Raw genomic sequence first — 12,581 nt, forward strand, 5'->3', positions numbered from 1 at the left:
AAGGGGGCATAATCAGCCTCCGTCATCAGCAAGGTGATCTGCATGTTTACCGGAATTATCGAAGCGGTGGGAACCCTGGCCGAACTGCGCCGTCAGGGCGATGACATGGCCCTCACCGTCCATGCACCAGGTCTGGATTTTAGCGACGTCAAACTGGGCGACTCCATCGCCACCAACGGCGTCTGCCTCACCGTGGTGGCGCTGGGCGACAAGAGCTATACCGCCGATGTGTCGCTGGAAACCCTCTCCCGTACCGGTTTTGCCGCCGCCAGAGTGGGCGATCGGGTCAACCTCGAGAAGGCGCTGATGCCCACCTCCCGCCTCGGCGGCCATCTGGTCTCCGGCCACGTGGATGGGGTAGGGGAAGTGAAAAGCGTCTCCAGCAGCGGCCGCGCCATCGAGTACTGGATCAAGGCGCCGGGGGAGCTCTCCCGCTATATCGCCGAGAAAGGCTCCATTGCGGTGGATGGCATCAGCCTCACCGTCAACGCGGTGCAGGGGGACCTGTTTCGCCTGACCATCGTGCCTCATACCGCGCAGGAGACCACCATCGCCAGCTGGAAGCCGGGCCACAAGGTCAACCTCGAGGTGGATCAGATCGCCCGCTATCTGGAGCGGCTGATGATGGGAAAAAGTCAGGAGAGCAACGCCTCGACCCTGACCATGGAGACGCTGGCCAAGGCAGGTTTTCTCTGACGGTGAGCGCTGAATCTGGCCCCCAAAACGATTTTCTGTGATCCCGCTCTGATTGAAATGGAGCCGCTAGCCCCAATCTAGAGCAACATACACTCGCATTTGCGTTGAGCCTGCGGGCTCAACCCCCAAGCACACTGATGGAGTAGCCCATGGCGCTGAGCACAACCCAGGAAGTCATTGCCGATATCAAGGCTGGCAAGATGGTGATCCTGATGGATGACGAAGACAGGGAGAACGAAGGGGACCTCATCATGGCCGCCTCCTGCGTCCGTCCGGAGGATATCAACTTCATGGCCCGCTACGGCCGTGGCCTCATCTGCCTGACCCTGACCCGGGATCGCTGCAAGCAATTGGCGCTGCCGCTGATGGTGGATCGCAACAATGCCCAGTTCTCCACCGCCTTTACCGTCTCCATCGAGGCGGCAGAAGGGGTGACCACAGGTATCTCCGCCGCTGATCGCGCGGTGACCGTACAGGCGGCTGTGGCGGCCAATGCCAAGGCGGCCGATCTGGTGCAGCCGGGCCACATCTTCCCGCTGATGGCGCAGGATGGCGGCGTGCTGACCCGTGCCGGTCACACCGAAGCGGGCTGCGATCTGGCCCGTCTGGCCGGTTTCGAGCCTGCCGCCGTCATCGTCGAGATCCTCAATGAAGATGGCACCATGGCGCGCCGTCCTGACCTGGAGATCTTCGCCGAGGAGCACGGCATCAAGCTTGGCACCATCGCCGACCTTATCGAGTACCGCAACCAGCACGAGACCACGGTCGAGAAGGTGGCCGAGTGCAAGCTGCCCACCGAGTTTGGCGAGTTCGACCTCATCACCTTCCGCGACACCATCGACAATCAGGTGCACTTTGCCCTGAAAAAGGGTGAGGTGCAGGCCGATCAGCCGACCCTGGTTCGCGTCCATCTGCACGACGTGTTGAGCGATCTGCTGCTGACCGATCGCCACGCCGCCCGCAGCTGGCCGCTGCCCAAATCCATGGCCCGCATTGCTGACGAGGGCGGCGTGCTGGTGATTTTGGGGGCGGAATCCCATGGCGCCGAGCTGCTGGCTAGGGTCAAGGGTTTTGAAGCCGCCGACAAGGGGTTGGCACCGGAAGGAGCCAAGTGGCAGGGCACCTCGCGCCGGGTGGGTGTCGGTTCCCAGATCCTCAAGGCGCTCGGCGTGAGCAAGATGCGCCTGTTGAGCTCGCCGAAGAAGTACCATGCCCTCGGTGGTTTCGGTCTGGAAGTGGTTGAGTACGTCGGCGAGTAAAGCTCCACCAGAGAAGTACCATCCCCTTCCGGGTGGTTTCGGTTTGGAAGTGGTTGAGTACGTTGGCGAGTAACGTTCTACCAGAGAAGTACCATCCCCTTCCGGGCGGTTTCGGTCTGGAAGTCGTGGAATTTACCGGCGAGTAAGCGCGCCGGACTGGTTAAATCGCGATCATGGCCGTCTATTGCGGCCATGGTTTTTGTCGTGGGTCTGTTGTGCTAGAATGTGCGCACTTTTGACTCCGGCCCTTTTGATTGCACAGATACAGGATTTCCAATGAAGGTTATCGAAGGAAATATCGCCGCTCCTGAGGCGCGCGTTGCTATTGTTGTTGCCCGTTTCAACAGCTTCATCAACGACAGTCTGGTGAACGGCGCGGTGGACGTACTGAAGCGTCAAGGTCAAGTGCAGGACAGCAACCTGACACTGGTAAAAGTGCCGGGCGCGGTTGAAATGCCATTGGTCATCAAGAAGCTGGCCAAGAGTGGTCAATACGATGCCATCGTGGCGGTCGGTACTGTCATCCGTGGCGGCACCTACCACTTCGACCTGGTGGCAAACGAGAACAGCAAGGGCATGGCCCAGGTAATGATGGAATATGAAATTCCCGTTGCCTTCGGTGTGCTGACCACTGAAAACATTGAACAAGCCATCGAGCGTGCAGGTACCAAGGCGGGTAACAAGGGTGCAGAGGCTGCACTGGCAGCGCTCGAAATGATCAACGTCCTGAAAGAACTGGACGTGTAACGAGGAGAAGTACATTGAAACCGTCTGAGCGCCGTAAAGCCCGCCATTGCGCCACCCAGGCCATCTACCAGTGGCAGATGACCAAGGCTAACGTGGGTGACATCGAAGAGCAGTTCAAGATCGATCAGGACACCAAGGGTGTAGACCTGAACTATTTCCGCGATCTGCTGTTCGGGGTAGCCCTCCACTGCAGCGAGCTGGACAAGGTGTTTGCACCTTTCCTCTCCCGTCCGCTGGAAGAAGTGGACATGGTGGACAAGGCGATCCTGCGTCTGGCGACCTACGAGCTGACCCGTCGTGATGATGTACCGCCGCGCGTGGTCATCAACGAAGCGATCGAGCTGGCCAAAGCTTTTGCTGCCGATGACAGCCACAAGTTTGTCAACGGTGTACTGGACAAGGTGATCAAGTCGCTGAACAAGCGTTGATCCTGCTGTCCGTCAGCATCTAAGAGAGGAGCCAGCTTATTGCTGGCTTTTTACTGTATGGGTGAATTTGAGCTGATTGATAAGTACTTCAAGGTCCCCCACGCCCGCAAGGACGTGGTGATGGGCCCTGGAGATGACTGTGCCCTGCTGACCCTGCCCCCCGATACCCAGCTGGCGGTGAGCACCGACACTCTGGTGAGCGGCGTACACTTCTTTCCCGACATGGATCCGGTGGATCTCGGCTACAAGGCGCTGGCGGTCAATCTCTCCGATCTCGCCGCCATGGGGGCCGAGCCGCGCTGGGTGTCGCTGGCGCTGACCCTACCTGCCATTAACGAAGGTTGGGTCGCCGGTTTTGCCGAAGGGTTTCTGGAGCTGGCCGAGTACTACAACGTCGCGCTGGTGGGCGGAGACATGACCCGCGGGCCGCTCTCCATCACCATCTCGGTGAAGGGATCGGTGCCTGCCGGTCGCGCCCTGATGCGCAGCGGCGCCAAAGCGGGTGACGGCATCTATGTCACCGGCACTTTGGGGGATGCCGCGCTGGCGCTTTCCCACCTGCTGGGCAAACGCACCCTCAACGAGAACCAGCTGGCAGCTGTGCTGCCACGGCTCGACCACCCCCATCCCCGCATTCTGGCCGGTCAGGCGCTGCGCGGGCTGGCGGGTAGTGCGCTGGATCTCTCCGACGGTCTGGCATCGGATCTCGGCCATATCCTCAAGGCGTCCGGTGTGCGGGCCCAGATCGATCTCGATATGCTGCCGCTCTCGCCGGTGCTGCAGGATGCGGTGAGCGAGCAGGAGGCGTGGCAACTGGCGCTGGCCGGTGGCGATGACTACGAGCTCTGCTTCACCGTACCGGAGGAGCACCGCGGCGCGCTCGATACGGCGCTGGCCCACAGCGGGGTCAAGTTCAGCCGCATCGGCCGCATCGTGGCGGGCGAGCCGGGCATCGACTACCTGCGTGGCGACCAGGCGGTCGAGCTGCAACTGAAAGGGTGGGATCACTTCGCATGAGTTTGTTAAGGATAAAGCCCGAGCTGACACGACTGGATCTGAAAAATCCGCTTCATTTTTTGGCGGTGGGGTTTGGTTCCGGTCTCAGCCCCAAGGCGCCAGGCACCATGGGCACCCTGGCGGCCATTCCGCTCTACCTGCTGGTGAGCGGTCTGCCGACCTATTGGTTTATCGCCTTGCTGGCGGTGGGTTTTGTTGTGGGGATCCGTATCTGCCAGAGCGCCACCGATGCCATCGGCATGCCGGATCATGGCGCCATCGTCTGGGACGAGGTGATCGGTTTTGGCGTCACCATGATCGCCGCGCCAGCCGGCTGGGAGTGGGTGGTGGCGGGCTTCGCGCTGTTCCGGTTGTTTGATGTGCTCAAGCCCTGGCCCATCTCCTGGTTTGATCGCCGGATCCACGGTGGTCTGGGCATCATGCTGGACGATCTGATCGCCGGCCTGTTCGCCCTGTTTTGTATGCAATTACTGGCATTCTGGCTCGGCTGAGAGCCATCTTCCGGGGGATGACCGTTCTGGCATCCCCCGATTTATATCTGCTTAATTTTCATTCATCGGCATATGCTGCCGTTTATCATCCATTTCACATAAATATTCACTACTCATTCGGGGCTGGTGATTGTTTTGGAAATAGTGATAAATGCTGCTTGTTGCGTTGTTGTTGAAATTAAAGTAATGATACCAATAGATGTACGGACGCACCGGCCATTTGTGTGATGAAAATCATCATTTATCTCTGCCGAATTGGTGGTTATCTGCACAAAACATTGCGGAATTGTATAACTCAATCATTTACACCCGTGGTCAAACCGTCTAAGTTACTCGCGGGTTATTCCAAAAAAATGCAAAAAACCCGCCCGGATCGCTGGTTTCGCTGCCTCATGGATTGAGCAAATATTGCCCAAGGTAACAACCGGCATCTGCGGCTGATTTACGGACGAATTATTTGGGACGGATGTCCCCCGCAGAGGTAAACATGTCCTTGCTCGAAGTAAAGAACTTGCGGATCGAGTACCCCTCCCGCTACGGGGTGCTGGCCGCGGTAAAGGATCTCTCTTTCTCTATCGAAAAGGGTGAGATTGTCGGGGTGGTCGGTGAATCCGGCGCCGGCAAGTCCACAATCGGCAACGCCGTTATCGACCTCCTGAGCCCGCCGGGTCGCATCGCCCGTGGCGATATCTATCTCAATGGCGAGCTCATCTCCGGCAAGAGCCAGAACGAGATGCGGGCCATCCGTGGCTCCCGTATCGGGTTCATCTTCCAGGACCCCATGACCTCCCTCAACCCGCTGTTCACCGTTGAGCATCAGTTGGTGGAGACCATTCTGGCCAATACCGATCTCTCTCGCGAGGCCGCTTTTGCCAAGGCGCTGGAGCTGATGGGGGCGGTGGGTATTCCGCAGCCGGAGCTGCGCATCAAACAGTATCCGCACCAGTTCTCCGGTGGCATGCGTCAGCGGGTGGTTATCGCCATTGCGCTCTCCTGCGATCCGGAGCTGATCATCGCCGATGAGCCGACTACGGCGCTCGACGTTTCCATTCAGGATCAGATCCTCCAGCTTATCCGCGCACTCTGCAAAGAGCGTCAGGTGGGCTGCATGCTGGTGACCCACGACATGGGCGTGGTCTCCAACGTTACCGACAAGGTGGCGGTGATGTATCGCGGCGATCTGGTGGAGTTCGGCCTGACCGAACAGGTGTTGGGCAGCCCCAATCACCCCTATACCCGCAGCCTCATCTCGGCGGTCCCCCGTTCCGATGTGAAGCTGGTGCGCTTCCCGCTGGTCTCCTATATCGAGGATGCCAGTGCGCCGGATACCAATATCGACCTCAAGACTCACTGGCTCGGCCAGAGTCAGGACGAGCGAGCCTATGAAGGGGCGCTGTTGCGGGTGGAGAACGTCGATCTGAAGTTCGTCACCAAGGACTCCATCTTCCCGAGCCGCCGCCAGTATGTACGCGCCTGCAACAACATCAGCTTCGAGATCTTCGAGGGTGAAACCTTCGGTCTGGTGGGGGAGTCGGGCTCCGGCAAATCGACCATTGCCCGCGCCATCACCGGTCTCTATCCGCCTGATACCGGCAAGATTTTCTTCGAGGGGATCGATCTGACCGCTCTCAAGAGCGAGCGCGAACGTCGCCCGCTGCGTCGCCAGATGCAGATGGTGTTCCAGAACCCCTATTCGTCGATGAACCCGCGGATGAAGGTGCGCGACATCATTGCCGAGCCGATCCGCTTCCATCAGCTGGCGAGCAGCGAGAGCCAGATTGAGGGGATTGTCGGCGATCTGCTGGATCACGTGGGTCTTGGCCGTGGTGCTGGCCTCAAGTACCCCCACGAGTTCTCCGGCGGTCAGCGCCAGCGCATCTCCATTGCCCGCGCCCTGGCCACTCGCCCGCGCTTCCTTATCTGCGACGAGCCGACCTCGGCGCTGGATGTGTCGGTGCAGGCCCAGATCCTCAACCTGCTCAAGGATTTGCAGCAGGAGCTCAAGCTCACCATGCTGTTTATCAGCCACGATCTGCCGGTGATCCGCCAGATGTGCGACCGCATCGGGGTGATGCAGCACGGCCATTTGGTGGAAGTGGCCGAGACCGAGAAACTCTTTACCAATGCCGAGCATGAGTACAGCCGCAAGCTGATCTCCCTCATGCCGGAGTTCAAGGGAATGTCCCGCGAGGGGCTGGAAATCGCAAGCTAGGAGAGCGCCGGTGCGCCGGTCTGCTTGTCAAAAAAAGTGTCATAAGAAAGCCAAAAGCATGGAGAACAAGATGAAGAAAGGATTGTCCAAGATTGCCCTGGCGCTGTTTGCCGCCGGTTTCGCCTTCAGTGTCTCAGCCGCTGATATCAAGGTGGGTGTCGCCTCTGACGCCACTTCGCTGGATCCGCAGGAGCAGCTCTCCGGTCAGACCCTGGAGATGTCGCACCTGGTATTCGATCCCCTGATGCGTTACACCCAGGACCTGCAGTTCGAGCCCCGTCTGGCCGAGAAGTATGAGCGTATTGACGATAAGACCGTCCGCTTCCACCTGCGCAAAGGGGTCAAGTTCCACTCCGGTAACGACTTCACCGCTGACGACGTGGTGTGGACCGTCAACCGCCTGAAATCCTCCGTCGACTTCAAGGCGATCTTCGATCCCATCAGCGAAGTGAAGAAGGTCGATGACTACACCGTCGATCTGATTACCGCGAAGCCCTTCCCGCTGGTGCTGCAGACCGTCACCTACATCTTCCCGATGGACTCCAAGTTCTACACCGGCAAGACCGAAGCGGGCAAAGACAAGGCCGAGATCGTCAAGAATGGCGACTCCTTTGCCTCTACCCACGTCTCCGGTACTGGCCCGTTCACCGTCAAGTTCCGCGAGCAGGGTGTGAAGCTCGATTATGCCCGCAACGCCAACTACTGGGACAAGGCCTCCAAGGGTAACGTCGAGAACCTGACCGTGGTGCCGATCAAGGAAGATGCGACCCGTGTTGCAGCCCTGCTGGGTGGCGACGTGGACATGATCTATCCGGTTGCGCCGAACGATCTGGAGCGCGTGAAGAATGGCAAGGACTCTCAGCTGGTTACCCTGTCCGGTACCCGTGCCATCATCATCGAGCTGAACCAGAACACCAACCCGGCACTGAAAGACAAGCGCGTGCGTCAGGCGATCAACTACGCCATCAACCAGGTGGGTATCGTCGAGAAGATCAACAAGGGCTTCGGTACCCCTGCTGGCCAGTTGAGCCCGAAAGGCTATGCCGGTCACAACGAGGCGCTGGTGCCCCAATATGATCTGGCCAAGGCCAAGGAGCTGATGAAAGAGGCCGGTTACGAGAAAGGCTTCAAGATGACCTTCATTGCCCCCGCGGCCCGCTACGTCAACGACGTCAAGATTGCCCAGGCGGTCTCTGCCATGCTGGCCAAGATCAACATCAAGGTGGATCTGAAGACCATGCCGGTAGCCCAGTACTGGCCCGAGTTTGACAAGTGTGCCGCGGACATGCAGATGATCGGTTGGCACTCCGACACCGAAGATACTGCGAACTTCTTCGAGTTCCTGACCTTCACCAAGGATGCCAAGACCGGTATGGGCCAGTACAACTGCGCCGGTTATGCCAACGCCGAAGCTGACAAGCTGGTGATGGATGCCAACGCCGAGACCGATCCGGCCAAGCGTGCCGAGATGCTGAAGAAGGTCGAGGCCATGGTGATCGAAGATGCTGCCTATGTGCCGTTGCACTGGGAAGATCTGGCCTATGGCGCCAAGAAGAACGTCGATATCAAGCCGGTGGTCAACGTGATGAACTTCCCTTACCTGGGTGACCTGGTGGTCAGCAAGTAAGAGAAGCGCTAAGGAAGGACGGGGCGGGGTGGTCAGCTGGCCACTCCGCCCACTAACAGAAGCCTGTGCCACGACACAGGCCACGTAGAAGGACAAGCATGTTTACATTCCTGCTGAAACGGTTCTATCAGGCCGTGATAGTGATGTTCGTCATCAGCCTGGTCGCCTTCTCCATCCAGGACAACCTGGGTGACCCGTTGCGCGAGCTGGTGGGACAATCCGTCTCCGAAGCCCAGCGTCACGAGTTGCGCGAGAAGATGGGCCTTAACGATCCCTTCCTCATCAAATACAGCCGCTTTTTGAAAAATGCGGTGCATGGGGATTTGGGCACCTCCTATTTCTTCAAGCGACCCGCTCTCGAGGTGATCCTCGACAAGCTGGTGGCTACCCTTGAGCTGGTGTTTGCTGCCGCGCTCATCATTGTGGTGGTCTCCATTCCACTCGGTGTCTATTCGGCGATCCGCCCGCGCAGCATACCCACCAAGATCATCATGGCGGGGAGCAGTATCGGCATTTCGATCCCGGTATTTTTGACCGCCATCATGCTGATGTACCTCTTCTCCATCCAGCTGGGCTGGCTGCCAGCCTATGGTCGCGGTGAAACCCGTAACCTGCTGGGCTGGGAGTCGGGCTTCTTTACCTGGGACGGCATCCTGCACCTGATCCTGCCCGCGGTGTCGCTCTCTTCCATCATGTTGCCGCTGTTTATCCGGCTGGTGCGCTCCGAGATGCTGGAGCAGCTCTCCTCCGAGTACGTCAAATTCGCCCGCGCCAAAGGGCTGGATAACAACAAGGTCTACTATCAGCACGCTCTGAAGAACACCATGCTGCCGGTCATTACCGTCGGCGGGGTGCAGATCGGCACCATGGTGGCCTACACCATCCTGACCGAGAGCGTGTTCCAGTGGCCGGGCACCGGCTTCCTGTTTCTTGAGGCGATCCACCGGGTCGATACCCCGCTGATCACCGCCTACGTCATCTTCGTGGGACTGATCTTCGTGGTGACCAATACCCTGGTCGACCTGCTCTACGGGTTGATCAACCCGACCGTTAACCTGACTGCCAAGGGGTAAGCATGAGTAACGCTGTAACTGCAAGCCCAAGCCGTTGGGCACGTTTCAAGAACTCTGACATCGTCTACTACTTCCTGCGGGACAAGGTAGCCATGTTCAGCTTTGCGGTGTTTGTGGTGTTCGTGCTGGCGGCGCTGCTGGCGCCCTGGCTCGCCCCGCACAACGTCTATGACCAGACCAGCTTTGATCTGATGGATGCCGAGCTACCACCTTCCTGGCTGGAAGGTGGCGAGGAGCGCTTCTGGCTCGGCACCGACAACCAGGGGCGGGATATCTGGAGCACCATCCTCTATGGCGCCCGTATCTCCCTCACCATCGGCCTGTTTGCGGTGGCGCTGCAGCTGGTGCTTGGTATCGTCATCGGTCTGATTGCCGGTTACTTCGGTGGTCGTATCGACAACCTGCTGATGCGCTTTGCCGATGTGCAGCTGTCGTTCTCCACCATGATGGTGGCGATCATCATCTCCGCTATCTTTCAGGCAACATTTGGCTCCGAGTTTTACTCGAAGTTTGCCATCATGATGCTGGTGGTGATCATCGGTATCGCCGAGTGGCCGCAGTACGCCCGTACTGTGCGCGCCTCTGTGCTGGCGGAGAAGAAGAAGGAGTATGTGGAAGCGGCCAAGGTGATGGGGTTCCGCGCCCCGCGCATCATGTTCCGCCACATTTTGCCCAACTGCCTGTCGCCCATTCTGGTCATCTCCACCGTGCAGGTGGCCAACGCGATCATGAGCGAGGCGGCGCTCTCCTTCCTCGGTCTGGGGATGCCGGTTGATCAGCCCTCGCTCGGTTCGCTTATCAGTGTCGGCTTCAACTACATCTTCTCCGGCTCCTGGTGGATCACCGCCTTCCCGGGCATCTGTCTGGTGGTGCTGGTGCTGGTCATCAACCTGCTGGGTGACTGGCTGCGGGATGTGTTTAACCCCAAGATCTACAAAGGTTGATAACCTGCGCAAGAACTTACTGCGAGGCCGTGATCAAGGCTCATGTGCTGCTCGGAATCCTCATGTATTCACATATACTCCGGTTCCTGCGCTGCTCTTTACCTTGTTGACGGACTTCTCGCAACAGTTCTTGAACAGGTTCTAGATTATGAAGAACAAGAAGGGCGCCAGTGAGGCGCCCTTCTTTTGCTTGATAGCTTTAAGCGTTATCAGGCTTTCAGCCAGCTTTCGATACTGCGCTGGATGCCTGCATCGTCCAGACCAAGCAGGGCATAGATCTCCTGCTGGGTACCCTGTTCCACGAAGCGATCCGGCAAGCCGAGGTTGAGTACCGGCTTGCACTGTTTATTGCGCATCAGCAGCTCGTTCACCGCCGAACCGGCGCCGCCCATGATGGCGTTGTCTTCAATGGTGACGAAGTGATCGTGGCTGGCCGCCAGCGACAGCACCAGCGCCTCATCCATCGGTTTGACAAAGCGCATGTCCACCAGGGTGGCATCCAGCGCTTCGGCGGCCGTTTTCGCGTGGTGCAGCAGGGTGCCAAAGGCCAGAATAGCGGTACCCTTGCCCTCTCGCAGGATACGTCCCTTGCCGAGCTCCAGTGCCTGCATCTCTGACGAGATGGGGGAATCGCTCAGACTGCTGCCGCGGGGGTAACGCACGGCGACAGGGCCTTGCTGAAGATAGCCGGTATAGAGCATCTGGCGGCACTCGTTCTCGTCAGATGGCGTCATCACCACCATGTTGGGCACGGTGCGCAGGAAGCTGATGTCGAACGCTCCCTGATGGGTCGGGCCGTCGGCGCCCACCAGACCGGCCCGGTCGATGGCGAATAGCACCGGCAGATCTTGCAGCGCCACGTCGTGGATCACCTGATCGTAGGCGCGCTGCAGAAAGCTCGAATAGATGGCCACCACTGGCTTCTTGTCGGCGATGGCAAGACCGGCAGCGAACGTGACTGCATGTTGCTCGGCAATGGCCACATCGAAGTAGCGATCCGGATACTGCTGGCTGAATTTCACCAGACCGGAGCCTTCGCGCATGGCAGGGGTGATGCCGACCAGCTTCTCGTCTTTGGCGGCCATGTCGCACAGCCATTGGCCAAAGATGGCGGAGAAGGTGGGTTTGGCGGCGCTCGCTTTCGGCAGGGAACACTCGTCAGGATTGAACTTGGGCACGGCATGATAACCGATGGGGTCTTTCTCCGCCGGCTCGTAACCCTTGCCCTTCTTGGTTTTGACGTGCAGCAACTGCGGACCCTTGAGATTGCGCATGTTGCGCAGGGTCTCGACCAGCGCTTCTATATCGTGACCGTCGATGGGGCCGATGTAGTTGAAGCCGAACTCCTCGAACAGGGTGCCGGGCACCACCATCCCCTTGAGGTGCTCTTCGGCCCGCTTGGCCAGCTCCTTGACCGGCGGCAGACCGGCCAGCACCTTCTTGCCGCCTTCGCGGATGGTGGTGTAGAGCTTGCCGGACATGACCCGGGCCAGATGGTTGTTGAGCGCCCCGACATTCTCGGAGATGGACATCTCGTTGTCGTTGAGGATCACCAGCATGTCTTTATGGACATCGCCGGCGTGGTTGAGCGCTTCAAAGGCCATCCCTGCGGTAATGGCACCATCACCAATTACCGCTACCACCTTGCGACCCAGCCCTTCACTCTCGGCGGCGACCGCCATACCGAGCGCCGCACCAATGGAGGTGCTGGAGTGGCCGACGGAGAGCACGTCGTACTCGCTCTCGCCGCGCCAGGGGAAGGGGTGCAGGCCATCTTTCTGCCGGATGGTGTGGATCTGGTCACGGCGCCCGGTCAGGATCTTGTGGGGATAGGCCTGATGGCCCACATCCCAGATCAGCCGATCGAACGGGGTGTTGTAGACGTAGTGCAGGGCCACGGTCAGTTCGACCGTGCCGAGACCGGAGGCAAAGTGTCCGCTGGAGCGGCTGACAGAGCGCAGCAGATATTCGCGCAGCTCGTTGCACAGCACCGGCAGCCGATCTTTGGGCAAGGAACGCAGCTCGACCGGAGTGTCCGCGAGGGCCAGGTTGGGGAAATTGCTAATATCAACGCTCATATTGTTACT

Annotated in this window: 11 protein-coding genes; 10 read left to right on the forward strand and 1 reads right to left on the reverse strand. The window is 59.1% G+C overall.

The window, feature by feature from the left end:
* Positions 1-42: 42 nt before the first annotated feature.
* The 10 genes from G5380_RS17590 to G5380_RS17635 all read left to right on the forward strand — a co-directional run bounded on the left by G5380_RS17590 (position 43) and on the right by G5380_RS17635 (position 10,494).
* Positions 43-696, forward strand: coding sequence for a riboflavin synthase (locus G5380_RS17590; protein WP_421172944.1), 654 nt, complete (start codon positions 43-45; stop codon positions 694-696).
* A gap of 149 nt (positions 697-845) precedes the next feature.
* Positions 846-1,955, forward strand: coding sequence for a bifunctional 3,4-dihydroxy-2-butanone-4-phosphate synthase/GTP cyclohydrolase II (ribBA, locus tag G5380_RS17595; RefSeq protein WP_266134176.1), 1,110 nt, complete (start codon positions 846-848; stop codon positions 1,953-1,955).
* A gap of 276 nt (positions 1,956-2,231) precedes the next feature.
* Positions 2,232-2,702: a 6,7-dimethyl-8-ribityllumazine synthase gene (gene ribE, locus G5380_RS17600; protein WP_005338866.1), complete on the forward strand. Its 471-nt coding sequence runs from the start codon at positions 2,232-2,234 to the stop codon at positions 2,700-2,702.
* 14 nt (positions 2,703-2,716) lie between these two features.
* The gene (gene nusB / locus G5380_RS17605) at positions 2,717-3,130 is read left to right on the forward strand and encodes a transcription antitermination factor NusB (RefSeq protein ID WP_005343514.1); all 414 of its coding nucleotides are present in this window, start codon (positions 2,717-2,719) and stop codon (positions 3,128-3,130) included.
* Between the two features lie 57 nt (positions 3,131-3,187).
* A complete protein-coding gene (gene thiL / locus G5380_RS17610) occupies positions 3,188-4,147 on the forward strand; it encodes a thiamine-phosphate kinase (RefSeq protein WP_323914540.1) in 960 nt (319 codons plus the stop codon).
* Positions 4,144-4,638, forward strand: coding sequence for a phosphatidylglycerophosphatase A (locus G5380_RS17615; RefSeq protein ID WP_421209903.1), 495 nt, complete (start codon positions 4,144-4,146; stop codon positions 4,636-4,638). The genes thiL and G5380_RS17615 overlap by 4 nt, the downstream gene beginning before the upstream one ends.
* A 487-nt stretch (positions 4,639-5,125) precedes the next feature.
* Positions 5,126-6,850 carry a dipeptide ABC transporter ATP-binding protein gene (locus tag G5380_RS17620; RefSeq protein WP_100654430.1) on the forward strand — a complete coding sequence of 575 codons (1,725 nt, stop codon included), beginning with the start codon at positions 5,126-5,128 and terminating at the stop codon, positions 6,848-6,850.
* A gap of 70 nt (positions 6,851-6,920) precedes the next feature.
* Complete coding sequence (locus G5380_RS17625; RefSeq protein ID WP_164536188.1) at positions 6,921-8,477, forward strand: ABC transporter substrate-binding protein; 1,557 nt, start codon at positions 6,921-6,923, stop codon at positions 8,475-8,477.
* A gap of 98 nt (positions 8,478-8,575) precedes the next feature.
* The gene (locus G5380_RS17630; protein WP_005349514.1) at positions 8,576-9,550 is read left to right on the forward strand and encodes an ABC transporter permease; all 975 of its coding nucleotides are present in this window, start codon (positions 8,576-8,578) and stop codon (positions 9,548-9,550) included.
* 2 nt (positions 9,551-9,552) lie between these two features.
* Entirely contained in the window at positions 9,553-10,494 is a 942-nt protein-coding gene (locus G5380_RS17635) for an ABC transporter permease (RefSeq protein WP_040068611.1), read from the forward strand.
* Positions 10,495-10,703: 209 nt separating this feature from the next.
* Here G5380_RS17635 and dxs read toward each other — a convergent pair whose 3' ends face one another.
* A complete protein-coding gene (dxs, locus tag G5380_RS17640) occupies positions 10,704-12,572 on the reverse strand; it encodes a 1-deoxy-D-xylulose-5-phosphate synthase (RefSeq protein ID WP_421205879.1) in 1,869 nt (622 codons plus the stop codon).
* Positions 12,573-12,581 lie beyond the last annotated feature (9 nt).

Source organism: Aeromonas sp. 604443 (assembly GCF_049170315.1).
GTDB classification, from domain to species: domain Bacteria; phylum Pseudomonadota; class Gammaproteobacteria; order Enterobacterales; family Aeromonadaceae; genus Aeromonas; species Aeromonas veronii_A.